This window comes from Nocardia sp. NPDC047038 (assembly GCF_040644075.1).
In the GTDB taxonomy this organism is placed as follows: domain Bacteria; phylum Actinomycetota; class Actinomycetes; order Mycobacteriales; family Mycobacteriaceae; genus Nocardia; species Nocardia sichangensis.
Window position 1 is genome coordinate 1457594 of record NZ_JBEYVQ010000001.1, and the last position, 25419, is coordinate 1483012.

The 25419-nt window shown below is 70.4% G+C and carries 13 protein-coding genes; 7 read left to right on the top strand and 6 right to left on the bottom strand.

Annotated elements, in window-relative coordinates; translation table 11 throughout:
* Positions 1-259 precede the first annotated feature (259 nt).
* From ABZ824_RS07030 to ABZ824_RS07040, 3 genes are all read left to right on the top strand, one after another.
* The gene (locus ABZ824_RS07030; protein WP_356962124.1) at positions 260-13897 is read left to right on the top strand and encodes an amino acid adenylation domain-containing protein; all 13638 of its coding nucleotides are present in this window, start codon (positions 260-262) and stop codon (positions 13895-13897) included.
* Entirely contained in the window at positions 13894-14886 is a 993-nt protein-coding gene (locus tag ABZ824_RS07035) for an ATP-binding cassette domain-containing protein (RefSeq protein ID WP_355077659.1), read from the top strand. The genes ABZ824_RS07030 and ABZ824_RS07035 overlap by 4 nt, the downstream gene beginning before the upstream one ends.
* 89 nt (positions 14887-14975) lie before the next feature.
* Positions 14976-15758: an ABC transporter permease gene (locus ABZ824_RS07040; protein ID WP_355077700.1), complete on the top strand. Its 783-nt coding sequence runs from the start codon at positions 14976-14978 to the stop codon at positions 15756-15758.
* Between the two features lie 75 nt (positions 15759-15833).
* Here ABZ824_RS07040 and ABZ824_RS07045 read toward each other — a convergent pair whose 3' ends face one another.
* A complete protein-coding gene (locus ABZ824_RS07045; RefSeq protein ID WP_355077661.1) occupies positions 15834-16169 on the bottom strand; it encodes an RNA polymerase-binding protein RbpA in 336 nt (111 codons plus the stop codon).
* Positions 16170-16412: 243 nt separating this feature from the next.
* Here ABZ824_RS07045 and ABZ824_RS07050 point away from each other — a divergent pair, with 243 nt between their 5' ends.
* On the top strand, positions 16413-16733 hold the full coding sequence (locus tag ABZ824_RS07050; RefSeq protein WP_355077663.1) for a hypothetical protein: 321 nt from the start codon (positions 16413-16415) through the stop codon (positions 16731-16733).
* Here ABZ824_RS07050 and ABZ824_RS07055 read toward each other — a convergent pair.
* Both ABZ824_RS07055 and ABZ824_RS07060 read right to left on the bottom strand, forming a co-directional pair.
* Positions 16705-17766, bottom strand: coding sequence for a hypothetical protein (locus ABZ824_RS07055; RefSeq protein ID WP_356962125.1), 1062 nt, complete (start codon positions 17764-17766; stop codon positions 16705-16707). The genes ABZ824_RS07050 and ABZ824_RS07055 overlap by 29 nt on opposite strands.
* A gap of 306 nt (positions 17767-18072) precedes the next feature.
* Complete coding sequence (locus ABZ824_RS07060) at positions 18073-18789, bottom strand: M23 family metallopeptidase (protein ID WP_356962126.1); 717 nt, start codon at positions 18787-18789, stop codon at positions 18073-18075.
* A 183-nt stretch (positions 18790-18972) separates the two neighbouring features.
* Here ABZ824_RS07060 and ABZ824_RS07065 point away from each other — a divergent pair, with 183 nt between their 5' ends.
* On the top strand, positions 18973-19293 hold the full coding sequence (locus ABZ824_RS07065; RefSeq protein WP_356962127.1) for a metalloregulator ArsR/SmtB family transcription factor: 321 nt from the start codon (positions 18973-18975) through the stop codon (positions 19291-19293).
* Positions 19294-19323: 30 nt separating this feature from the next.
* On the opposite strand, the gene ABZ824_RS07070 is transcribed toward ABZ824_RS07065, so the two are convergent.
* The gene (locus tag ABZ824_RS07070; RefSeq protein ID WP_356962128.1) at positions 19324-20310 is read right to left on the bottom strand and encodes a glycosyltransferase family 9 protein; all 987 of its coding nucleotides are present in this window, start codon (positions 20308-20310) and stop codon (positions 19324-19326) included.
* 213 nt (positions 20311-20523) lie between these two features.
* Between ABZ824_RS07070 and ABZ824_RS07075 the strand changes: the two genes are divergently transcribed.
* Together ABZ824_RS07075 and ABZ824_RS07080 are read left to right on the top strand one after the other, a co-directional pair.
* Entirely contained in the window at positions 20524-21114 is a 591-nt protein-coding gene (locus ABZ824_RS07075; RefSeq protein ID WP_355077672.1) for an HdeD family acid-resistance protein, read from the top strand.
* Positions 21115-21286: 172 nt separating this feature from the next.
* Complete coding sequence (locus ABZ824_RS07080; RefSeq protein WP_355077673.1) at positions 21287-21592, top strand: hypothetical protein; 306 nt, start codon at positions 21287-21289, stop codon at positions 21590-21592.
* Between the two features lie 108 nt (positions 21593-21700).
* Here the strand turns inward: ABZ824_RS07080 and ABZ824_RS07085 are convergent, their stop codons facing one another.
* Together ABZ824_RS07085 and ABZ824_RS07090 are read right to left on the bottom strand one after the other, a co-directional pair.
* Entirely contained in the window at positions 21701-23536 is a 1836-nt protein-coding gene (locus ABZ824_RS07085; protein ID WP_356962130.1) for an ABC transporter ATP-binding protein, read from the bottom strand.
* The gene (locus ABZ824_RS07090) at positions 23533-25377 is read right to left on the bottom strand and encodes an ABC transporter ATP-binding protein (protein ID WP_356962132.1); all 1845 of its coding nucleotides are present in this window, start codon (positions 25375-25377) and stop codon (positions 23533-23535) included. The genes ABZ824_RS07085 and ABZ824_RS07090 overlap by 4 nt, the downstream gene beginning before the upstream one ends.
* Positions 25378-25419 lie beyond the last annotated feature (42 nt).

Below are 25419 nucleotides of genomic sequence, written 5' to 3' on the forward strand. Positions count from 1 at the left end.
AGTAGCATCGAACAGTCTGGTCAGGGCCCGTTTTGCTTCGGTTCGACCTAGTTGAGTCGCAATGTTTGCGGAAATGTAACCAACCAAAGTGGCCTTCTGCCAAGGACGTTGGATGTGAAACAAATCCAAAACGTCGGCAATCCGGCTGATGCGACGCTCCGAATCATAGGGCGTGGATTACGTCCTACGGCTGGCGCGCGTGCGCTTGCTGGGGCGGTGCTCGGGGAGTTGCGTCAACAGCGGCAGAACGGAGTGATTGATGAGTTCATTGGCCACGGATCGCGTCGACCAATGTTCATCCGGCGAATTCTCGGCCCAACCGTTTGCTCTGTCACCCGCGCAGACAGCTCTCTGGTACGCGCAGCGGATTCGCCCCGACGTACCGCTCACGATCTCTCAGTACGTCGAGATCCACGGTGACTTGGACGAGGGGCGGCTGCTGTACGCGATCGAGCGTTTCGGCGCCGAGACCCAGGTGGGTCAACTGCGCCTGATGGAAGTAGATGGCACTCCGTATCAGATCGTGGACCCGGTGCACCGGCCCGGCTGGGTCCGCATCGATCTGCGCGCGGAGGCCGACCCGTACGCCGCGGCGCTGCGCTGGATGCACGAGCACACGAGTTCGCCGATCGATCTGGAACGCGACCCGCTGACCTCCAACGCGGTTCTGCGGATCGGAGACTCCCACTACATCTGGTATTCGTTCGCTCACCACATCGTCATCGACGGCTACGGTGCGATGAACGCGCTCACCCGTACCGCGGAGATCTACACCGCGCTGGAGAACCGGACCGAGCCGGTCGCGTCGCGTGCGACGCCGCTGGCCGAGATCTACGCCGACGAGGCGCGCTACCACGATTCCAGCCGTTTCCAGAGCGACCGCGAATACTGGCTCGGGCAGCTGTCGGGCGTGGGGGAGCCGGTGAGCCTCGGCGGCGCCCGGCTCGGCGCCGCCACCCACGACGCGGGCCGCAGGCTGGCCACCGCAGTGCTCGACGACGAGCAGCATGCCGCGATCGACGCGGCGACCAGCGCGTGGAACACCACCGACTCGGCGGTGTTCGTCGCGGCGCTGGCCACCTACGTGCGTTCGGTGACGGGCAACGCCGACGTGGTGCTGAGCCTGCCGGTCTCGGCGCGCACCACGGTGTCGCTGCGCCGCTCGGCGGGCGTGATCTCCAACGTCGTGCCGATCCGGCTGCGTTTCGACGAGGCGACCACGATCGGCGACCTGGTCAAGGCGGCCGAGCTGCAGATCACCGGCGCCTTGCGGCATCAGCGCTACCGGCACGACGACATCCGGCGCGACAGCGGCTACTCCCGCGACGCGCGCGGATTCTTCGGCCCGATGGTCAATCTGATGCTGTTCCACGACGAGCTGCGTTTCGGCAGCCTGGTCGGCTCCATGCACGTGCTGGCCACCGGCCCGGTGGAAGACCTCTCGGTCAACGTCTACAACGGCGCGGGTGGCCGCCTGCACATCGACTTCGAAGCCAATCCCCGCCTCTACGGCGAGGCCGAAGTCGGCGTGCACCACGCACGCTATCTGGACTTTCTCGGCCGCTTCCTGGCCGCCGGTCCCACGGTGCCTGCCGAGTCGCTCGGCGCGATCACCCACGCCGAGCGCGAACAGGTCCTGCACGAGTGGAACGCCACCGCCGCGCCCCGGCAGGAGGGCACCCTCGCGAGCCTCTTCGCCGAACGCGTCGGGTCCGATCCGGACGCCACCGCACTCGAGTTCGGCGACGAGTCGCTGACCTACGCCGAACTCGACTGCCGCGCCAACCGCCTGGCCAGGCTCCTGATCGCGCGCGGCGCCGGGCCCGATACGACGGTCGCCCTGTGCCTGCGCCGCAGCCTCGACCTGGTGGTCGGCATGTACGCGATCGTGAAAGCGGGCGCGGCGTACCTGCCGCTGGACACCGAGCACCCGGCCGAGCGGATCGCGCAGATCGTGCGTCAGGCCGAGCCGTTGTGCGTGCTCACCGCCAGCCGGGACGACGTGGAGCTGCCCGCGACGGTCACCCGGCTGGACATCGACACCGCGCGGCTCTCCGGATTCGACGACGCGCCGGTCACCGACGCCGACCGCACGGGCGCGCTGCGCCCCGACCACCTCGCCTACGTCATCTTCACCTCCGGATCGACCGGAAAGCCCAAAGGCGTCGGCGTGACCCATGCCGCCATCGTCAACCGGCTGCGCTGGATGCAGCACGAGTATCCGCTCGGCCGCGACGACGCGGTGCTGCAGAAGACCCCGGCCACCTTCGACGTCTCGGTGTGGGAGTTCTTCTGGCCCTTGCAGGTCGGCGCGCGCTTGGTGATCGCCGCCCCCGACGGGCACCGCGACCCGACGTACCTCGCCCGGGTCATCGCCGAAAAAGGCATCACCACAGCGCATTTCGTGCCGTCCATGCTATCGGTTTTCGTCACCGAGGCGGATCTACGCGGCTGCGCCTGCCTGCACCGGGTGTTCTGCAGTGGTGAGGCGCTGCCCGCCGCCGCCGTGCGGGAGTTCTACGCGGCGCTGCCCGCCGCCGAACTGCACAACCTGTACGGTCCGACCGAGGCCGCCGTGGACGTCACCTACTGGGCGTGCCCACCCGATGCCGCCGCCGTGCCGATCGGCTCGCCGGTGTGGAACACCCAGACCTACGTGCTGGACGACCGCTTGCAGCCCGTTCCGCCCGGCGTGGTCGGCGAACTGTATCTCGCCGGAGTCCAGCTGGCCCGCGGCTACCTGAGACAGCCGCGGCTGACCGCCGATCGATTCGTTGCCGACCCCTTCACTCCCGGCGCGCGGATGTACCGCACCGGTGACCTGGCACGCTGGCAGATCGGCCGCTCCGGTGCCGAGCCGGGCGTGCTGGAATACCTGGGCCGCAGCGACTTCCAGGTCAAAATCCGTGGCCTGCGCATCGAGCTCGGCGAGGTCGAGGCCGCACTGCTCGAGGACACGAAGGTGGCTCGCTCGGTATGCGTGGCGCACACCGGACGCGCGGGCGACGAGTTGGTCGCCTACGTGGTCGCGGCGAAGCAGGACGACGACGATGCCCCGCTGGACACGGCCGCGCTGTTGACCGCACTGCGGCGCACGCTGCCCAGCTACATGGTGCCGTCCGCGCTGATGGAACTCGACGAGCTGCCGCTGAGCGCCAACGGCAAGATCGATCGGAAGGCGCTGCCCGTGCCCACGCCGGGCACGCGGTCGATCCGGCCGATCGCCGAACCCCGCACCGAGGTCGAGCGGGTGCTCGCGGGCATCTTCGCCGAGGTGCTCGACACCGAGGTCGGCATCGAGGACAACTTCTTCGATCTCGGCGGCAACTCGCTCATCGCCGCGCGGGCGGTATCCAGGATCAACGCCGCCCTCGGCACCGCGCTGACCATCCGTGACCTGTTCGAGTCGGCGACGATCGAGGCGCTCACCCGGCGATTCGCCACGCAGACCACCGACGTCGCCTCGCCGCGGCTGACGCCCGCCGAACGACCGGAGCGGATCCCGCTGTCGCAGGCGCAGCAGCGGCTGTGGATCCTGAACCGGTTCTCCGAACACGCCGCCGCGTACAACATGCCGCTCGCGGTGGAGGTGGAAGGCCCACTGGACGTGGCCGCGTTGCGCGCGGGCCTGGTGGACGTCATCGAACGGCACGAGAGCCTGCGCACCACCTTCCCGGAGTCGCCGGAGGGGCCCTACCAACTGATCCACTCGGCCGAGGCGATCCCGCTGACGCTCGACCCGATCGATGTCACAGCGGCCGACGTGGCAGACCTGGCGACCGAGTATGCCGGGTACGGCTTCGATCTGCGCAGCCAAGCCCCGATCCGGGTGGCGCTCTACCGCACCGGCCCGCAGCGCCACGTCTTCCTCGTCGTGCTGCATCACATCTGCGGTGACGGTTGGTCCATCGCACCGCTGGCCAAGGACCTGATGACGGCGGTGGCCGCGCGCGCGAACGGCGTGGAACCGGAGTGGACGCAGTTGCCGGTGCAGTACGCCGACTTCGCCCTCTGGCAGCGCGAGCTGCTCGGCGACGAGTCCGATCCGGCCAGCGCGCTCAGCCGTCAGCTCACGCACTGGCGCACGGCGCTGGCCGGGCTCCCCGAGCAACTCGATCTGCCGCTGGACCGCCCGCGCCCACTGCGCAGGTCGACCGTGGGCGGCCGGGTCGAGTTCACCATTCCGGCCGAGATCCGCCGCGCGGCGGTCGAACTCGCGGCCGGCCGGGGCGTGAGCATGTTCATGGTGCTGCACGCGGCGCTGGCGACCCTGCTGTCGCGGCTGTGCGCGAGCGGTGACATCGCGATCGGCACCCCGATCGCGGGTCGTTCCGATCCGGCGCTCGACGACCTGGTCGGCATGTTCGTCAACACCCTCGTCCTGCGCACCGCGGTCGACCCGGCGGCCGGGTTCGACCGGATGCTCGACGTGGTGCGCGAGACCGACCTCAACGCCTTCGCCAACGCCGACGTACCGTTCGAGCGGCTGGTCGAGGTGGTCAACCCGGAGCGTTCTCCGTCGCGGCATCCGCTGTTCCAGGTGATGCTGTCCTACGACCACGCGCCGGATCTGCGGATCGAGCTGCCCGGGGTCCGCGCCGCGGTGCTGCCGATCGCCTCGGACGTCGCCAAGTTCGACTTGCAGTTGGTCGTCCACGACGACTCCGGCGACGGACCGCTGTCGGCCGAATTCGGCTATACGACGGACGTTTTCGACCACTCCACTGTGCAGTCGTTCGCCCGCAGGTTCATCGCCGTGCTGGCGGGCGGCGTGGCCGCTCCCGAGCTGCCGGTCGGCGACCTGCCGATCCTCGACCGCAGGGAGTCCGAGAATCTGGTGCCCATCGGGGGCGCGCCCGCGGAGCCGTCGATCACGCTGGCCACCTTGCTGTCCGGCACCGCGCGCAGGCTGCCGGACGCGGTGGCGGTTCGTTATCTCGGCGCCGACACCACCTACCGCGAACTCGACGAGCGATCGAACACGCTGGCGCGCGTGCTCATCGAGCACGGGGCCGGTCCCGAGACGGTCGTCGCGATCGCGCTGCCGCGCGGGCTCGACGCGATCACCGCGGTGTGGTCCGTCGCCAAAACCGGTGCGGCCTATGTGCCGATCGACCCGAGTTACCCCGGCGAGCGGATCGCGCACATGATCGGTGACTCCGGGGCGACGCTCGGCATCACCGACCCCGAATGCCTCGACGCCATGCCCGCCCTGCCCGCGACGCGGGGCAGGCACCGCAAGACCCAGGTCGACTGGCTGGTCCTCGGCTCGGGTGAACTGACCGCCGAGCTGGCGGGCCACTCGGCGGATCCGATCACCGACGACGAGCGGCACCACCCGATGCGGGTGAGCCACCCGGCCTATCTCATCTACACCTCCGGGTCCACCGGCACGCCGAAGGCGGTCGTCGTGACCCACGCCGGTATCGCCTCCCTCGCCGGCGAGCAGAACTACCTGTTCGGCATCTCGGACGCGGCGCGCACGCTGCACTTCTCCTCGCCCAGTTTCGACGCCTCGGTGCTGGAGCTGCTGCTCGGCTTCGCCGCGGGCGCGACAATGGTGATCGCCCCGCCGGGCATGTACGGCGGCGCCGAGCTGGCCGCGCTGCTGCGCGAGGAGCGGGTCACCCACGCCTTCGTCACACCGGCCGCGCTGGCCACCGTGCCGAGCGAGGGCCTCGACGAGCTGGAGACGGTCATCGTCGGCGGTGACGCCTGCTCGGAGGAGCTCGTCGAGACCTGGACCGCCGGGCATCGCATGCACAACATGTACGGTCCGTCGGAGGCCACTGTCGCGGCGACCGCGAGCGGGCCCATGCGGCCGGGCCGGCCGGTGCCGCTCGGTGCGCCGGTGCGTGGCATGCGTCTGTTCGTGCTGGACAGTCGCCTGCATCCGGTGCCGCCGGGCACGCCGGGCGAGCTGTACGTGTCGGGTCCCGGCGTCGCCCGCGGCTACCACGGCCGTTTCGGCCTGACCGCGCAGCGATTCGTGCCCAACCCGCACGGCAGGCGTGGGGAGCGGATGTACCGCACCGGCGACCTGGTCGTCATGGAGCGGTCCGGACAGCTGCGGTTCCTCGGGCGCGCCGACGATCAGATCAAGATCCGCGGCTTCCGTATCGAACTGCGCGAGATCGACAACGTGCTGCGCCTGCATCCCGGCATCCGGTTCGCGCTCACCGTGGTGCACACCGACGAGCAGGGTCAGGTACGGCTGGCGTCGTATGTGACGGCCGATCGGCCGGTCGAGGCGCGGGCCGTGCTGGAGACCGCGCGGCAGCGGCTGCCCGGCTACATGGTGCCCGCGTCGGTGGCGGTGCTGGACGAGATCCCGGTGACGCCCGCGGGCAAGCTGAACCGAAAGGCGTTGCCGCAGCCCGTGTTCGAGGCCGCGGCGACGTCCCGTCCGCCGAGCACCGCACTGGAGTTGGGCGTGGCGGGCGTGTTCGGCGGGGTGCTCGGTCGCCCGGTGACCGGAGCCGAGGACAGCTTCTTCGATCTCGGCGGCAACTCGCTGCTGGCCACCCGGCTCGCCGCCGCGCTGCACGCGGAGTTCGGTGTGGAGCTGCCGGTGCGGTCGATCTTCGAGGCGCCGACGGTCGCGGGAGTCGCCGAGCAACTGGACCGAGCGCCCCGGACGCAGCGGCAGGCGCTGGCGGTGCAGACGCCGCGTCCGGGACGCATTCCATTGTCGCTGCCGCAGCAGCGTTTGTGGTTCATCAACCGATTCGCGCCCGAATCGAGTGCGTACAACATCGCTTTCGTGATCCGCGTGGCCGGCGATCTGGACGTGCCCGCGCTACGCGAAGCGGTTACCGACGTGGTGGGGCGGCACGAAGTGCTGCGCACCGTCTTCCCCGAGGACGCCGACGGCGCGCAGCAGGTGGTGCTGCCGGTCGAGCGGGCGGTGCCCGAGGTGGTGGTCACCGACATCGATGACTCCGGCGCGAAGGCCGCGCTGGAAGCTTTGGCGCACAGCGGTTTCGATCTCACCAGGCAGCCGCCGCTGCGTCTGTCGCTGTTGCGCACCTCCCCGGAGCGTTACCTGCTCGGCGTCGTGCTGCACCATATCGCCGCCGACGGCTGGTCGCTCGGTCCGCTGACCAAGGACTTGGCCGCCGCCTACGCGGCGCGGCACGAGGGTGCGGCGCCGTCGTGGACGCCGCTTCCGGTGCAGTACGCCGACTTCGGGCTCTGGCAGCGTGCCTGCCTCGGCTCGGAAGGCGATCCGGACAGCGTCGCGGCGACCCAACTGGAGTACTGGCGCACCGCGCTGGCCGACATTCCCGACCAGTTGCCGCTGCCTTATGACCGGCCGCGGCCGGAGGAGCCGACGCAGCATGCTGGAACGGTGCGTTTCACGGTGCCGGAGCAGGTGCGGCGCGGGCTCGCCGCGCTGGCTCGCGATCGAGGTGTCAGCAAGTTCATGGTGCTGCGTTCGGCGTTCGCGGTGCTGTTGCGCTGTGTCACCGGCGGTCGGGACATCGTGATCGGCACCCCGGTGGCGGGGCGTACCGACACCAAGCTCGACGAACTGGTCGGCATGTTCGTGAACACGTTGGTGCTGCGCTCCGACGTCGACCCGGACCGCAGCTTCACCGACCTGCTGCGCGCCGACCGGGATACCGAGCTGGCCGCGCTGGCGCACGCCGACATCCCGTTCGAGCGCATCGTGGACGAACTCGGCGCCGAGGCCCGCGCCACGGGCCGTCATCCGCTGTTCCAGGTGGCGCTGAGTGTGCAGGACGGTCCGGTGCCCGCGCTGGAACTGCCCGGCCTCGCGTTGCGCGCGGAGCCGTTGGACATCGCGCTGGCGAAGTTCGACCTGGAGCTGCGGGTCGCGAACGACACCGGCGCACCGGGATCCACCGCGGACGAGACCGACAGCGTCTACGAGTTCGTCTACGCCGCAGAACTTTTCGACGCGACGACGATCGAGACGTTGGCGGACCGATTCCTGCGTGTGCTCACCGCCGTCACCGCCGACCCGCGCGTGCCGATCCGCGACGTCGACGCGCGTACCGACCACGAGCGCCGCACACTCGCCCCGGCGCGGGGCGGGCAGGCGGCCGAGCCGTGCACGCTGGCCGCGTACTTCACCGCCACCGCGCAGCGGTTCCCGCACAACACGGCGCTGTGCGCGGGGACGACCTCACTGACCTATGCCGAGCTCGACCGGCGCTCCAACCGCTTGGCGCGGGCACTCATCGCGCGCGGACTCGGCCCGGGAACGCGGGTGGCGCTGGGGCTCATCCGCTCGATCGATTCGGTGGTGGCGCTGCTGGCGGCGACGAAGGCAGGCGCGACGTTCGTCCCGGTCGACCCCAAGTACCCCGCCGAGCGCATCCGGCACATGCTCGCCGACTCCGGTTGCGCGACCGGCGTCACGATCACCGCGCACGCGGAGCAGTTGCGCGCGGGCGCCCCCGCCGGGCGGGAGATCGAGTGGTTGTTACTGGATCGTCCCGAATTCGCCGCGGAACTCGACGGCCACGACGACGCGCCGATCCACGACCACGAACGCTCGCGCGCCAACCAGGTGGCGGACCTGGCCTACCTGGTCTACACCTCCGGATCGACCGGAACGCCCAAGGGCGTCGCGGTGACCCACGGCGGTCTGTCCAACCTGGCCGACGAGATTCGCGACCGTATCGGCGTCGACGAGCGTTCCCGCACACTGCACTTCGCGACGCCGAGTTTCGACGCGGCGATCCTGGATCTGCTCATCGCGCTGGGCGCGGGCGCGGCGATGGTGATCTGCCCGGCCGACATCTACGGCGGTGACGAGCTGGCCGCGCTGCTGGAGCGCGAGCGCGTCTCCCACGGCTTCATGACCCCGGCCGCGCTCGCCACCATCGACCACGAACGCTGGCCGCTGCCGCACCTGCGTGCGCTCATGGTCGGCGGCGAGGCGGTTGCGCCGGATCTGGTGGCGCGCTGGGCGCCGGGACGTGTGCTGTGCGATGTGTACGGACCGACCGAGACCACCGTGGTCATCACGATCTCCCGCCCGATCCGCTTCGGCGATCCGATCACGATCGGCAGCCTGGTGCGCGGAGCCAGGGCGTTGGTGCTCGATGAGCGACTGCGCCCGGTGCCGGTCGGTGTTCCCGGCGAGCTGTACCTCGCGGGGCACGGCCTCGCGCGCGGGTACTTCGACCGGTTCGGGCTCACCGCAACGCGTTTCGTGGCCGACCCGTGCGGGCCCGCGGGCGCCAGAATGTACCGGACCGGTGACGTGGTGCGCTGGAACGCCGCCGGCGAGCTGGTCTACCTCGGGCGCAGCGACCACCAGGTGAAGCTGCGCGGGTTCCGGGTCGAACTCGGCGAGATCACCACCGTGCTCGGCGAACACCCGTCGGTGCGGTTCGCGCACACCGAGGTGCGCCGCATCGCCGGCGCCGACCGGATCGTCGCGTTCGTACAGCCCGCCGACCGGGCGGCCGGGGTGGACACCGAGGAGGTGCGCGCCTTCGTCGCGGGCAGGCTGCCCACGCACATGGTGCCCTCCGGGCTCACCGTGCTGGACGCCATTCCGCTGACTCCGGTCGGCAAGCTGGACGTCAGCGCACTGCCCGAACCGCAGTTGCTCGGGGATTCGCCCGGCCGTGCGCCGCGGACCGACACGGAGCGCTTGGTGGCCGCGGTGATGGGTGAGTTGATCGGGGCCGACGGCGTGCGTGCCGAGGACAGCTTCTTCGACATCGGCGGCAACTCCTTGCTGGCGACCCAGCTCGTCGCGCGGCTGGCCGCGGCGACGAACGTACGGCTCGCCGTGCGCACCGTGTTCGCCACGCCGACGGTCGCCGGGCTCGCCGAGCTGCTGGACACGGGCGCGGCGTCCGATGCGGACCGCCCGGCGCTGGTGCGCCGGGAGCGCCCCGAGCGCATCCCGCTGTCGGCCGCTCAGCGGCGGCTGTGGTTCCTCAACCGGTTCAACGCCGGGTCGGGCGCCGGGCAGTCGTCGGGCGCCTACAACGTCCCGCTCGTCCTTCGGATGACCGGTGCCCTCGATGTCGGCGCGCTGGTCTCCGCACTGCACGCGGTGCAAGCCAGACACGAAACCCTGCGCACGGTGTTCCCGGAGACCGACGGCGCACCCACGCAGGTCGTACTCGACCCGGCCGAGGCGGCCATCTCGCTGTCGCGGATGACGGTGCGCCCGGACGAGGTCGAGACCGCCGTGCGTCGTTTCGCCGCACCGGGATTCGATCTGGCCACCACCGTTCCGATCCGCGCGGCGTTGATCTCGGTGCAGACCGGCGAGCCCGCGGAGCACGTGCTCGTCGTCGTGGTGCATCACATCGCGATGGACGGCTGGTCGCTCGAACCGATGGCCGCCGACGTCGCCGTCGCCTACCGCGCCGCCTGCGGTGGCGGCGCGGCGGAGTGGGCGGAGCCCGAGGTCCAATACGCCGACTACACCCTGTGGCAGCAGGAGGTGCTCGGCAGCGAGGACGACCCGGACTCGGCGGTGACCAGGCAGCTGGAGTACTGGCGGCGCACCCTGGACGGCATCCCGGAGTTGCTGACCGTGCCCGCCGACCGGCCGCGTCCGCCCGCCCCGTCCTATCGGGGCGGCACCGTGGAGTGCGCGGTGGACCCGGTCACGCACCGCGAGTTGCAGATGATCGCCGGTAGCAACAACGTCAGCCTCTTCATGGTCCTGCACGCCGCGCTCGCGGTGCTGCTGCACCGGATGACCGCCACCGACGACATCACCGTCGGCACCCCGATCGCGGGTCGCGGTCATCCCGCGCTGGACCGGCTGGTCGGCATGTTCGTCAACACGCTGGTGCTGCGCACGCGGATCGACCCGGGCACCCGGTTCACCGACCTGCTGCACGCCGTGCGCGAAACCGACCTGGACGCCTTCGCCCACGCGGACCTGCCGTTCGAACGTCTGGTGGAGGTGCTCAACCCGGCCAGGTCCCAGGCGCACCATCCGATGTTCCAGGTGATGCTCTCGGTCCGCAACGAGCCGGTCGGCGGCTTGGACCTGCCGGGGCTGCGCATCGAGGCGGCCGACATCGACACCGGGGTAGCGAAGTTCGATCTTCAATTCACCCTGACCGAAACGCAGACCCCGCAACGTGATCCGGCCGGCATCACGGTGGCGGTGAACTACGCGAGTGACCTGTTCGACGAGCCGACCGCGCAGCGGCTGGGCAAGCGCCTGGCCCGCTTGCTGGCCGCGATCGCCGCGAACCCGACCACCGCGGTGGGCGATCTGGAGGTGCTCGATCCCGCCGAGTGGTCGGGGCTGGCTCCGGTGCGCGGGGCCAAACCGGACCGGCCGATCACCTTCCCCGAAGTGTTCGAGCTGGCGGCGAGCGTCGACCGGGCCGGCATCGCCCTGGTGGCCGACGGCACCGAGGTGACCTACGACGCCCTGGATCGCTGGACCAACCGGCTGGCGCGCGTACTCATCGCCCGTGGCGTCGGCCCGGAAACACTGGTGGCACTCGGCATCCCGCGATCGATCGAGTCGGTGGCGACGGTGCTCGCGGTGGCCAAGGCCGGAGCGGCGTTCGTGCCGGTCGACCCGCTGTACCCGCGGCAGCGCATCGCGCACATGTTGTCGGATTCCGGTGCGTCATTGGGGATCACGCTGGCGGGCTACCGCGGCGAGCTGCCCGAGGGCGCGGAGTGGATCGTGCTCGACGACCCGGCGTTCCGCCGCCTGGTGCTCGCCGCGCCGGACGCGCCGATCGCCGACGCGGAGCGCCTCGCCCCGCTGCGAATCGACAATCCCGCGTACGTGATCTACACGTCCGGCTCCACCGGCACGCCGAAGGGCGTGATGGTTACGCACGGTGGATTGTCGAACTTCGCCGCCGAGACCGCCCACCGGTTCGACGTCCAGCCGGGGTGCCGGGTGCTGCATTTCGCCACGCCGAGCTTCGACGCCGCGATGCTCGATCTGCTGCTGTCCCTCGGCGGCGCGGCGACCCTGGTGATCACGCCCAGCGGCGTGGTCGGCGGCGACGAACTGCGGCAGGTCTTCGCCGCGGAGGGAATCACCCACGCGTTCATCACCACCTCGGCGCTCGGCACGGTCGACCCGCATGGCCTCGCGGAGTTGCAGCACGTGCTGGTCGGCGGTGAGGCGCTGCCGCCGGACCTGGTGACCCGGTGGGCGCCGGGCCGCAATCTGTACAACGTCTACGGCCCGACCGAGACCACCATCGTCACGGTGATGTCGCAGCCGATGACGCCCGGCGAGCCGATCACCATCGGCGGACCCATTCGCGGCGTCAACGCGGCGGTCCTGGACGCGCGGCTGCATCCGGCTCCGCTGGGGGTGACCGGCGAGCTGCACCTGTCCGGAGACGCGCTGGCCCGCGGTTACCTGAACCGTCCTGGTCTGACCGCGCAGCGGTTCGTCGCCAACCCGTTCGGCAAGCCGGGGGAGCGGATGTACCGCACCGGCGACCTGGTGCGCTGGTGGGCCGGGTCGCGCGAGCACGGGTCGTCGGCGGACGCCGCGCCGGAGATCCAGTACGTCGGCCGTACCGACCATCAGGTCAAGATCCGCGGCTTCCGTATCGAACTCGGCGAGATCGACGCCGCGCTCGCGCGCCACGGCGGGGTGGCGTTCTCCACCACCATCGGGCATCGCACCCCGGCAGGCGCGACAGCGCTGGTGTCGTACGTGAAGGCGCGCGACGGAGTGTCGCTCACCGCGGCCGAGCTGACCGGGCATGTGGCCGGACTGGTACCGAATTACATGGTGCCGCAATCGATCATGCTGCTCGACGAGGTTCCGCTGAGCCCGGTGGGCAAGCTGGATCGGGCGAAGCTGCCGGAACCGGTGTTCACCACGGGTGAGGGCTATCGGGCTCCGTCCACCCCGACGGAGGAGGCGCTGTGCGCGGCCTTCGCCGAGGTGCTCGGTGTCGAGTCGGTGGGCGCGGACGACGGTTTCTTCGAACTCGGCGGCAACTCGCTGCTGGCCACGAAAGTCGTCGCGCGCGTGCGGGAGACGGGCATCGACCTGCCGGTGCAGTTGATGTTCGGCGACGCGACGCCCGCCGCCATCGCGGCGCGGCTGGACGACGCGGGCGCGACCTCGGGCGCCGCGGTGGCGGCGATGCTGGCGCCGGTGCTGCCGATCCGGCCGGGTACCGCGGCGAGCCGGGCGCCGCTGTTCTGTGTGCATCCGGCGATCGGTCTGGCTTGGTGCTACTCGGGATTGCTCGCGCACCTGCCGGGGGACCGGCCGGTGTACGGGTTGCAGGCGCCGCACGCCGCCGGGCAGGACGGCTACGCGTCGATCGACGAGGCCGCGAGCCACTACGTGGCCGCGATCAAGGAGATCCAGCCCGAGGGGCCCTACCACCTGCTCGGCTGGTCGCTCGGCGGATTGATCGCACAGGAGATGGCCGTGCAGTTGCAAGAGGCGGGCGACGAAGTCGCGCTGCTGTCGATGATGGACAGCTACCGCCTGTCCGACGAACTGCTCGACCAGGCGACGCCGAGCGTCGCCGAGATCGTCGGGGAGTTCGGCAGCGACGAACTCGGCGCGGAGATCGATCCCGGCATGAGTCTGCGGGAGGCGGCCGAACTGCTGCGCGCCCGGTCCGGACCGTTCGCGGCGCTGACCGTCGAGCATTTGGAGCGGCTCTACGCGGGCTACGACAACGGCACCGTGCTCGCACACAGCTTCCGGCCCCGACCGTTCGACGGCGACCTGCTGTTCTTCAGCGCGGGCGACGACCCGATCAACCGGGCCGATCCCGACCGGCGCGCCGACGCCTGGGAGCCGTACGTCACCGGCGCCGTCCACGACCACGAGCTGCGCTGCGCGCACTCCGCGATGACCACCCCGGAGGCACTGGCGGTGATCGGGCCGGTGCTGCGGAGGTGGCTGGAGACGAAGGAGACGCACAGGTGAGTTTCGCGGTGGAAGTGACCGGCCTGGTGAAGAACTACGGCCGGGTCCGCGTACTGGACGAGATCGACCTACGAATTCCCACGGGCACCGTGATGGGCCTGCTCGGCCCCAACGGCGCGGGCAAGACGACGACCGTGCGGATCGTCACCACGCTGCTGAAGCCGTCCGCCGGGTCGGTGCGCGTGGCGGGCGTCGATGTACTGCGCGACCCCGCGGCGGCGCGCAAACGGATCGGCCTGTCCGGTCAGTACGCCGCCGTCGACGCCAATCTGTCCGGCTACGAGAACCTGCGCATGGTGGCCAGGTTGTACGGGATGTCGCCGCGGCAGGCGACCGCCAGGGCCACCGAACTGCTCGGCGCCCTCGGGCTCGACTACGCCGCGCACCGCAGAGCGGGAACCTACTCCGGCGGCATGGCCCGGCGGCTGGACCTCGCGGGCGCGCTGGTCGCCCGGCCCACCGTGGTGGTGCTGGACGAGCCGACCACCGGTCTGGACCCGCGCGGCAGACTGGACATGTGGGGGGTGATCGGCGACCTGGTCGACGACGGCACCACGGTGCTGCTGACCACGCAGTATCTGGAAGAGGCCGACCTGCTGGCCGACCGCATCACCGTCATCGATCACGGGCAGGTCATCGCGCGCGGCTCGGCCGACGAACTGAAGACCTCGATCGGCGGCGACCGGCTCACCGTCACCTTGGCCGCCGGACAGGCCGCCGCGCCCGCGCTGGCCGTGCTGGCACAGGTCGGCGTCGGCGAGCCCGGCCACGAGGCGGGCACCGACGAGGTATCGGTGGTGGTCGGCGACGGTTCGCGCACGATGGTGGAGGCGCTGCGCAGGCTGGATGACGCGGGCGTCTGCGTGGTCGACGCCAACGTGCACCGGCCGAGCCTCGATGACGTATTCCTTTCCCTCACCGGCAAACCGAGCGGAGCGACCGTCACGGAACCGGAGACCGACGACGTACAAGAGGAGATCATGTCGTGAGCACGGCAATCGTTGGGGAGGCCGCCGCGAAGGCGGAACAGGAGCCGAAAAAGGCCATGACGCAACCGAATTCCGCCCCGCGGCTGCGGTTGTTCCGGGACAGCGCGATCGTCGCGCACCGCAATCTGCTCACCATTCTGCGCGTGCCGACGCTGCTGGTGACGGCCACGATCCAACCGCTGATGTTCGTGTTCTTGTTCGCCTACATCTTCGGCGCCTCGCTGGGCGGCGGCCAATACCGCGAATTCCTGCTCGCGGGCATCTTCACCCAGACGGTGGCGTTCAACGCCGCGTTCACCACGGTCGGCCTGGCGGGGGACCTGCAGAAGGGCATCATCGACCGGATGCGCGCACTGCCGATGTCGCGGCTGGCCGTGCTGATGGGCCGCACGCTGTCGGACCTGGTGGTCAACATCCTGAGTTTGGCGGTGATGGTCGGGTGCGGGTACATCGTGGGCTGGCGCATCCACGGCAGCGTCTCCGACGCCGTGCTGGCGTTCGCGGTGATCCTGCTGTTCGCCTTCGCGATGTCCTGGGTCGGCGCGCTGACGGGCCTGATGTCGCCGACCGTCGAAGTGGCACAGAGCGCCGGACTGATCTGGCTGTTCCCGCTGACGTTCATCTCCTCGGCGTTCATCTCGGCCGAGACGCTGCCGGGTCCGCTGCGCACGATCGCCGAGTGGAATCCGATCACCGCGGTCTCGGCGGCGGGACGAAAGCTGTTCGACAACGACTCGCCGCCCACCTTCGTCCCGCCCAGCGGCTGGGCCGCCGACCACAGCGTCGAATACGCGGCAGCCTGCTCGGTGGCGATCCTCGTGGTGGCCGTGCCGCTGGCGCTGCTGCGCTACCGCAAGGTGGCCAGTCACTGACCCGCACGACCACGCGCACAGCGAACGGCCGCCGCATCCGGACGATGCGGCGGCCGTTTCCGTATTCGCGAACCGTCAGGCGCGGCGGCGGGTCTTGAGCAGCTCCAAGCGCTCCTTGAGCAACTCCTCGAGCTCCTCCTTGCTGCGGCGTTCCAGCAGCATGTCCCAGTGCGTGCGCGGCGGCTTGACCTTCTTGGTCTCCTGGCTGGTGCCTTCGACCAGCACGCCCTCCTGGCCGTTGCGGCACAGCCAGGTCGGCGGGATCTCGGCGTCGTCGGCGAAGGGAACGTCGAATTCCTCGCCGTTGTCGGTCCGGTACCGGGCGATCCGACGCGGAGCCAGGTCGTGGTCGCGATCGGTCTCGTAGCTCACCGCTCCGAGCCGACTGCCTCGGAGTACGCGATCTGCCATGGTGTGCCTCTCCCTGTGTGCTCGAGTCTTCGTGCGCTGCGACCGTGTCCGCGCGAGTGCGCGGGGCACCCGCCGGACCTGATGTACAACGATCGGGCCTGCGCCGATAGTTCCCGACGCGGCCGCGGTGAACCGTTCCATTGTAGTGCCCGCGGCGCACAGGACTCGTCGCGCCCGATGGCGGGTGATTCGCCGGGGGTCGCTGATTGGACCGCGGATAGCGAGCTATTAGTGTTCTGCGTCATGTCGCGCCGCTTGTCCTGCCAGTGGTGTGGGCGGGAGATCGTGGAATCGGAGGCCGGCCGCCGTCGCCGGTACTGCCGCCAGTCCTGTCGCCAACGCGCCTACGAACACCGCAACAGTCTGAAGGGAACGGGGATTCCCGACGACGCGGTGGTACTCAGTGCCCAGGAGGCCGCCGACTTGGCCGATCGCTGGTTCGCTGCCCGCTGCGCCGCCGAGGACGTCGCCACCGCCATCGCGGAGGGGGCGACGCCCGATGAGCTGGCCGTGCTCGGCAAGACGCTGGTCGCGCTCACCCGTGACGCGGAACGTCTGCGCTGACCGGGTCCGCCGGGTCCGGGTGTGCGGCGCGGTCGCGGTGGCGTAGATACGCCGCGGCGAGCAGCGCGACGACGGTCGCGGCGAGTCCGCAGCCCGCCGACCAGGTGGCGGTGTCCGGGTGGACCAGCGACTGGCCGCGCATCGCCTGCCAGAAGACCAGCGCCAGCAGGCCGGCGTAGCCCGCCGCGAGCACACCCACGACGGCCGCGCGGGCGCGTTCGGGGCGCAGCCAGCGGTACCGGGGAGCGAGCCAGGCGAGCGCGACGGCCACCAGCAGCAGCACCTGGATGCCGTGCAGCCCGACGAAGTGCGGGACGCGCAGGTCACCGCCGACCGTGCTCCAGTGCGTGATCGGCATGCCGCGCATGGCGTCGCGCGCGGCGAGATCGCCCGCGCCGGACAGCACCGTGTGCCCGGCGGCCAATTCGACGATTCGTCCGTCACTGTCGCGGACGAGTTGCTTGCCGGTGAAGCCCATCAGGTAGCCCAGCGCCATGCCCGCCACGGCCAGTGCCAGTCCGGCGTGGACAGCGCGTGCGGTCGGGCGGTCCACCAAACGCTGCCAGGACAAGATCAGCACGATGAGCAGGTTGGCCAGGAACAGGCCGGGCACGCCGGAGGCGAAGACCATCTGCCCGATCGAGTTCACCGGGTCGTCCTCGGTATTGAAGTGGCTGAACGTGCCGCGTGCGGCCTGCAGCACGATGAATCCCACATCGATGAATCCGGTCACCGCGAACACCGAGCCCAGCCACCAGGTGACCCGGCTGCCCTTGTGCGGCAACGACAGCAGCCACGCCAGGGTGAGGCTGTAGAGCGCGAACGCCAGGCCGAATTTCATCGGCTTGAGCCAGACCGATTCGCCGAGCAGCGTGCGGTCGTCGATCGGCATCGCCGCGAGGGAGAACAGGACGAGCGCGGTCATCGCGGCGACCGTGCCCAGCAGTGGCCGATGCAGTCGCCCGCGCGTCGCCGTCTTCGCGCTCGCCCGCGACCCGTCTTCGGGCGCGGTGGCGAAATATGTTGTGGACATGGACCGAACGTAGAAATCACGGACGCCGGAGGGCGTCCCGCCGCGGCGCTATTCGCGCCTAGTACCCGGGTATCGGGCGACACGATCGGTCGGTACCGCAGACGCACATGCTGCCGCATAGCTCGTGCCCCGGCTCGCTGTCACAGCTCGTCCGGTCGGCTCACACGATGTGATCCCGCGGCGAGATCGCGGGCCGTCGTGCCCGCGTGCCCGGCCCGCCTGGAGAGACGAAGCGGGCCGCGAACGCGTCGTTGCGTTCGCGGCCCCTCGCGGGCGACGGCGCTGTCGCCGGGTCCGTTCGCGAGATCAGTCCTCCTGCGCATACCCGACGTCGATGCCGCGTCCGGCCAGCCAGGGCCGCGGATCGATCGGCGTGCCGTCGGGCAGACGGACCTCGTAGTGCAGATGCGGGCCGGTGGAGTAGCCACGATTGCCGACCGTCGCGATGACGTCGCCCGCGCGGACCTGCTGGCCGACGGTGGCGAGGATGTCGTTCACGTGGCCGTAGACGCCGATCGTGCCGTCGTCCTGCTGCACGCGCACCCACAGGCCGAAGCCCGAAGCGGGACCGGCCTCGATCACCACGCCGTCGGTGACCGCGGCGATCGGAGCTCCGAGCGGGTCACCGAAATCCAGGCCCGCGTGCATCGCGCCCCAGCGCGTGCCGAAATTCGAGGTGAGCACGCCCGCTGCGGGCCGGACGGTCATGGGGCGCGCGAAGTTCTGCGCGATGCGGTTCACGTCCGAGGGCGCGGGCATCGGGGCGGCCTGCGGCGCCGGACCGGTCGGCGGGGTGAAGACGGCGAATCGAGCCATGCCCTCGGCCGGGCGGATCTCGCCCGAGGCGATCTTCCCCGCGACGAGACGGGCGGACGCGTCGGTGTCCTCGTCCTGCTGCGCCGCGGCGATGATGCCGAAGGAGGCGGTGACGACCGCGGAGGCGGCGACGACGCGGGCGGCGGCGCGATCACGGCGCAACCGCGTCGCGGCGCGACGGATCGGTAACGGAAAGGTCACGGGCATGCGTCGAACGTACGGCAGCCGTCTCGGGTATCCGCAATCCTGTGGCAACCGTCACCGCCGAGCAAAAACCCAGCTCGCCGGTCACAGAAAGGTGACGAAAGGCGCCGGATTCCCATGCGAGCTGGGAAGACGATGCCGTGTCGATAGTTGACCGGAGAAAAGCTGGGTGCGCAGACTGTGTGAGTGGCGACTAATGGAGTTCGTGCCATCACGGCGCTGGCGGACCCGACCCGCCGCGCGATCTTCGAGGCCCTGCCGCAGGCCGCGCGCTCGGTCGGCGAACTCGCTCGAGAACTCGGAGTGACCAGCTCGGCGGTCTCACAGCATCTGCGTGTGCTGCGCGAGGCGCGGTTGGTGATGATGCGGCCGGACGGCAACCGCAGGCTGTATTCCCTCGACCCGCGCGGTCTCGCCGACGCCCGCGACTACCTCGAGCAGTTCTGGCCGAGTGCGATCGCCGCCTATTCCGCGGCCCTCGAAACCGCCGCGACGGCGAACGCTTGACCGCGGCGGTGCGACCGCACCGAACGCCTGTCATCCCACGCGTCGATACGCCGTCTTACGGCGGTCGGTACCCGTGCCGGGCCAATTGCGCTTGCTCAGCTGCTTGTCGACGGCGTTGATCACCTCGGTGACGCCGATCTGCAACAGACCGGGGTCGGGGGTGTCGGCGTCCGGATCGCCGACGTGGCCGGTCCACAGCACGGCGTGCCTGCCGAGCAGGTGCGCGGGCGGACCCGCCCACCGCGGCGGCGTCGGGCCGAACAACAGGACGGTGCGGGTGCCGAACGCCGTGGCCAGATGCGCCACGCCGGTGTCTCCGCAGATCACCAGGGCCGCCTCGGCGACGGTGGCGGCCAGATCGATGAGGTTCTGCTGCCCGGCGAGCACCCGGCCCACGGGCAGGCCTGCCCGCGCGGCGATGCCCAGCGCGAGTTGGCGTTCGTATTCGTCCCCGGTGAGAACCACCTCTCGCCCGAGGGCGAGCAGGTGCCGGACGACGGCGGCGAACCGGTCCGCCGGCCAGCGGCGAGCCGGTGCGCCCGCGCCGACGTGCACGACCACGCAGTCGCGGCGGCTGGTCGTCGACACCGGCGGAACCAGTCCGAGGTTGCGGCGATCCGCGCCGATGCCGTCGTACTCCAGCAGGTGACACCAGCGGTCCACCTGGTGCATGTCCGGTTCCCACTCCGGGCCGGACAACTCGGGGAACGCGGGATTGCGGAAGGTGAGTATGCGCTCGGCCCGGGTCTTGGACAGCGTGACGATACTTTCGGCGCTCGAGCCGTGCAGGTTGACCGCCAACTCGGGGGGAGGCGCGTCCCAGCGGAAGCCGCTCGGATCGGCGGTCGGCATCAAGGCGTCGACCGAGGCGATCAGGTCGACGATCGGTTTGAGTCGCAGCGGTGCCGCCAAAACGATGCGATCGTGCGGTTTGGCCCGGCGCAGCGCACGTAGAGCCGGGACCGCGGTGAGTAGATCACCCAGCCCACGCGCCTGCAACACGAGCAGAACCGCCACCCTCTTCTCCTAGCCACCCGAGTCTCACCGAACCCCGACCCACCCGTTCAGCCCAGGGGCGCCAAGGAAGAGTCACTAAGGGATAACTACCCGGACGTCCGAACAGCGAAACGTGAACACCGCGCAACGTTGTCGCGTCTACCGGAAAACCGCGAGGAATCCCACTCAGCAAATGTCCAGAGAACTCATGTGGAGCGGCTATAGCATCAGTGAATGACGACAAACAGCGTGGTAGAGGGTCCACTGCAGTCTCTTGCCCGCCGTGCGTGGCAAACCATCCTGCTGACCGGCGTTTTCGCGGTGATCCTCGGCATCCTGATCCTGGTCTGGCCCGACATCACTCTGGCGGCGGCGGGCATCGTCTTCGGCATCTACCTGGTGGTCACCGGCTTCCTGCAGCTGGTCGCCGCCTTCGGCGCACCGGCGAGCACCGGCCTGCGGGTGCTGGCGTTCATCATCGGCGTGCTGTCCATCGTGATCGGCGTGTTCTGCTTCCGCGACGAACTGGCCTCGTTGCTGCTGCTCGGGTTGTGGATCGGCATCGGCTGGCTGTTTCGCGGGATCGCGCTGCTGGTGGCCGGCATCTCCGAACCGGAGATGCCGGGACGCTGGTGGCAGGTCCTCTTCGGGGTCGTCACCGCGGCGGCCGGTGTCGTGCTGATCGTCTGGCCGGTGCGGTCGGTGGCCACGCTGGCCGTCCTGGCCGGAGTGTGGCTGATCATCGTCGGCCTCATGGAGATCATCGTGGCGTTCGGGGTGCGCCGGGAGGTCAAGGCCCTTCGCGCCGAGGGCGCTGTCGCCTGATCACGAGCCCGCTCGGCGGGGCGCCACCGGTGCCCGGCCGGGCGGTGCCGTGTTCGCGTGCGCCTGACCAGCGCGGTTCCGTCCTGCTGGAACTCGTGACAGAATCACAGGCGCATTTTCACCAGAAGTCGGCTTCGGGGTTGGTCGACATCGAAAAGAACTGGAGGCACGAATGATTCGTACTGCTGGGTTTGTCGGTGCGCTGGCCCTGGCGGGGGCCGCGGCCATGCTGTCGGCGGGGACGGCGCAGGCCGCGGTCGGCACGCTGGGGATCAACGGCGAACTGCACGCGGATCCGGTGGGCTGCCTGAACACCGACGGACTTTTCTACACCACGTTCCAGATCACCGTCGTCAACAGCACCGATCGTGCCGTCACGCTGTACTCCGGAAGGGACTGCACCGGTTCCGTGGTCGGCGAGCTGCCCGTGGAGAAGATCGGGTATCTGCCCAAGGGCGGCAGCGTCTCCGTCAGCTGAGCCGCTCGTCGCAATGGCGGCCGAGGCGTGGCGTCACCCATCGCACGAACTTCGTCGGTGTGGTGCGACCGCCTCGGCCGTTTCCGTGATCGCCTGCCGCGCCCCGGATCACCCGCCGACGTCGGTGGGAATTCGTTGCGAGGGCGACACGGTGTCGCGTGCCCACACCGCGTGGAGGCGCGCGTAGCGCCCGCCGCGTTCGAGCAGTTCGGTGTGGGTGCCGTCCTCGGTGATCCGGCCCTCGTGGAAGAGCAGCACCCGATCGGCGGTCTCGGCCGTGTGCATCCGATGCGCGATCGTGAGGGTGGTGCGGCCGCGGGTGAGGCGCGCCAGCGCGTGTTGCACCCGCACGTCGGTGCCTGCGTCGACGCCGCTGGTGGCCTCGTCGAGGACGAGCAGATCCGGATCGACCAGTGCGGTCCTGGCCAAGGCCACGAGCTGGCGTTCACCCGCCGACAAGGCCTCGCCGCGCTGGCCGACCGGAGTCTCCAGTCCCTGCGGCAGAGTCCGCACCCAGTCCCGCAACCCGAGCCGGGCCAGTACGTCGAGCACGGCGTCGCGGGAATCGCCCGCGCGACCGAGCGCGATGTTCTCGCCGACGGTGCGATCGAAGAGGAAGGCGTCCTGCGGGACGATCGCGACCCGCCGGGTGAGTGCTTCGTCGGCGATCTCGGTGAGGTCGACACCCCACAGGGTGAGCGTGCCGCTGGTCGGCAGCAGCTGCCGGGTCACGAGTTTCGCGAAAGTGCTCTTGCCGGAGCCGGTCTCGCCGACGACGGCGACGTGCTCGCCGGGCGCGATACGCACGTCCAGGCCGCGTAACGCGGGCCGGTCGGGGGAGTAGTGGAAGCCGACGCCGCGCAGTTCCACGATGGCCGGGCCGGATGGCAGCGTTGTGCGCCGAGCCGCCGTGGATTCCTCGGGGATGTCCAGGATTTCGACCACGCGCCGCAGGCCGGCCTCGGCATTGCGGGCGTCGGCGAGGCTGCTGACGGCGAACTGCATGGGTCGGACGAAGAAGGTCACCAGGAACAGGAAGGCGACGATGTCGCCCGCGCTGAGCCCGAGTTCCGGTCCCAGCACGCCCATTCCGGCCGCGGTGCCCGCCACCACGACCGAGGTGGTGATGAGCCCGCTGGCGACCTCGCCGATGGAGACGTTGAATCCCATCGGCCACAGGGTGCGCCGCTGGGCGTCGAGAACGGCGTCGATCTGCGCGTCGGCGCGGGCGCGCATCCGTTCCTCGATGCCGTAACCGCGGATGGTGTCGATGCCGACGAGCACTTCCAGCAGGCCGCCGTAGAGTTCGCCGATGCTTCGGCGCACGGCATCGAAGCGGCGCGCCACCCACTGCTGCAACGTGTGGCCCGCGACCGGGACGCCGATGCCGATCAATAGCACGAGCAGCGCGAGCGGCCACGAGTAGACCAGCATCACCACGAGCGCCAGCAGCATCTGAGAGATGTTCTGCACCAGTGTGATTCCGCCGGACTGGGCGTACAGCGTGACCACGTCGACGTCGTTGGTGACGCGCGCGACGAGAGCGCCTGCGGAATCCGCGCGGGGATCGGCGGGGGAAAGGCGCAGGATGCGGGCGAAGGCGGCCACCCGCAGATCCAGCAGTGCCTGCTCGACGGTGCGGATGACCCGGTGGTTCATCAACGCGGAAGCGAGCATCGCCAGCAGTACCGCGAGTACTCCGGCGAACACGGCGCCGGTCACGACGCGTGCGCGGGTGGCCTGGTCGATCGCACCGAGCAGCGCGTGGTCGAGGGCGTATTGGATGGTGACGGGGATGACGATCCGACCGGAGGCCGCGACGACGGCCAGTAGCAAGATCACCGCGAGAGTGCGGCGGGACAGCACGGTGTCGCGGCGCACCCGGCGCAGTAGACCGGTGGTTCGGTAGTCGGGTCCCGTCGGCTCGGTTGGACTCGTGTTCACCACGCCGGCTCCATGGTGTCGGTCTGATCGGACGCGTGGTATGCGCCGAGCAGCGCGCGATACGCCGGTTCGGTAGCGAGAAGGTCCTCGTGCCGTCCCTGCGCGACGATGCGTCCACCGGCGAGGAAAACCACGGTGTCGGCGAGACCGACCGTCGCGGCGCGATGCCCGACCAGCACCACCGTGGTGCGGCGGTCGTCGCCCGCGTACTCGGCGCGCAGCGCCTCCACCACGGTCCGCTCCACCAGGGGGTCCAGCGCGGAGGTGGCGTCGTCGAGCAGGAGCAGGCCGGGGCGGCGGAAGACGGCGCGCGCCAGCGCCAACCGCTGACGTTGACCACCGGAGAGTTGCACGGTGTCGCTGAGGTAGGTGTCCAGGCCGTCGGGAAGGCGGCCGACGAACCCCGCGGCGTCGGCGATGCGCAGCGCGCGTTCGATCTCTTCGTCTGTGGCCGCGGCGCCGAGGGTGATGTTGGCGCGAGCGGTGTCGGCGAACAAGAAGGCGTTCTGGGTGACCAGCGCGGTCCGGCGGCGCACCGCGTCCGGCGCGAGGAGCCGGGTGTCGACCCCGGTGAGCGCGACGGCGCCCCGGTCGGCCTCGAGCAGATGCGCCAGCAGGGCGAGCAGCGTGCTCTTGCCCGCGCCGGTCGCGCCGACCACCGCCAGCACGGCGCCGGGACGTACCCGTACGGTCAGGTCGCGCACCGCGCGGGTGTCGCCGGTGTAGCCGTAACCGGCTCCGGCGAGCTGCACGGCGACGCCGCGATCGTGCGCACCGAGTGGGAGCTGCCCGTGCGCCGGGCGGTCGGCGGCGGTGAGTACGTGGTCGACTCGGGTCTGCCCCGCCACGCCCAGCGGTAGCACGCCGAGGAAGCGGGCGATGACGTTGAGCGGAATCGCGGTGGTGATGAGCAGGTAGATCACCTCCACCAGGGCGCCGACGCCGAGCAGCCCGGCGTCGACCCGTGCCACGCCGACGGCCAGGATGGCCAGCGCCGCCAGGGGCGGCATCAGCTCGATCGCGGGGTCGAAGACGGCGCTCGCGTTGCCCATGTGCCGGTTCGCCGCGCGGGAGGCGTCGGCGGCCGCCGCGAAACGATCGATCTCCCGATCGCCGATGCCGAGGGTGCGCACCACCTGCCGTCCGGCGATGGCCTCGTGCGCGAGCCCGCTGACCAGTGCTCGCTGCTGCTGAGCCGCCCGGGCCCGCGGTGCGAGCACCCGTTGGTAGAGCAGATTCGCGGCCAGCACCAGCGGGATGAGCACCAGCGCGATCAGAGCGAGCCAGAGGTCGGCGAGCGCGATGTCGACCATGACCAACAGCAGCATGGCGGTCATACCGACCGCGAAAGGGTAGTGCTGCATGGGATCCCAGGCCGTCTCCACGTCGGAGATCGCGCGGGAGACCAGTTGCCCGGCCGGCCTGCGGCGATGCCAGGCGATGCCGAGCCGCAGGTATTGCGCGACCACGGCTTTGCGGGTCTGGGCCTCGTTGCGGTATTGCACCGTGCCGGTCGCCACACCGCGCAGGATGATCGTCGCGATGCGCAGCAGCGAGACCGCCAGCACGAAGGCCGCACCGGTCGCGGCGGCGCCCGCCAGGAAACGGCCCTCGGCGAAGCTCGCGACCACCACGTGCTCCGTACTCCATCCGACGGCTCTCGCGGCGAGCACCATGCAGCACGCGTTCACCAGGCCGGAGCCGATCGCGACCGCGGCGGCGCCCGGTGCCCGCCCGCACCCGCGCAGCATGATCGCCAGCCCGCTGCGCAGGGTGCGGGGGTCCTGCCCGGCCTCGCTGTCGGCGGCCGCGGCGAGCAGTGCGCCTCTCCCGTAGCTCATGACCCCGGACACCGGAATGTCCGGGCTGATCCGTTCGCCACC